The following is a 420-nucleotide window of genomic DNA, read 5'->3' as shown; positions in this document are numbered from 1 at the left end:
GCGTGGAGCTATCTGTACCGGAAAATGCTTCCGGTATTCCTGGCCGCAGGTGGTCGGGTGGTGGCGCCGGACATGGTTGGTTTCGGCAGGAGCGACAAGCCGAAAAAGGACGCGGCCCACAGCTTTGCCTGGCATCGCCGGATGCTCCAGGAATTGGTGGAGCGGCTCGATCTGCGCAATGTCGTCCTCGTGGTGCAGGACTGGGGCGGATTGCTCGGGCTGACATTGCCGATGGCGGCGCCGCAGCGTTATCGTGGCCTGCTGGCCATGAACACCACCCTGGGCACCGGCGACACGCCCCTCAGCCCGGGTTTTCTCGCCTGGCGCGAGATGTGCGCGAAAAACCCGGAGTTCGACGTTGGCCGCCTGTTTGCACGAGGCAACCCGCAGATGAGCCGGCAAGAGTGCGCGGCCTACAAC

Annotated in this window: 1 protein-coding gene; it reads left to right on the top strand. The window is 64.5% G+C overall.

Annotation, left to right across the window (positions count from 1 at the left end; genetic code table 11):
* On the top strand, positions 1 to 420 hold a 420-nt coding region (locus I6F37_RS41635; RefSeq protein ID WP_225154617.1), incomplete at both ends, for an alpha/beta fold hydrolase.

The sequence above is a fragment of the Bradyrhizobium sp. NBAIM08 genome, from assembly GCF_020193935.1.
Lineage (GTDB): Bacteria > Pseudomonadota > Alphaproteobacteria > Rhizobiales > Xanthobacteraceae > Bradyrhizobium > Bradyrhizobium yuanmingense.
Note: the sequence above shows the minus strand (reverse complement) of the source record. Positions and strands in the feature narration are given on the sequence as shown.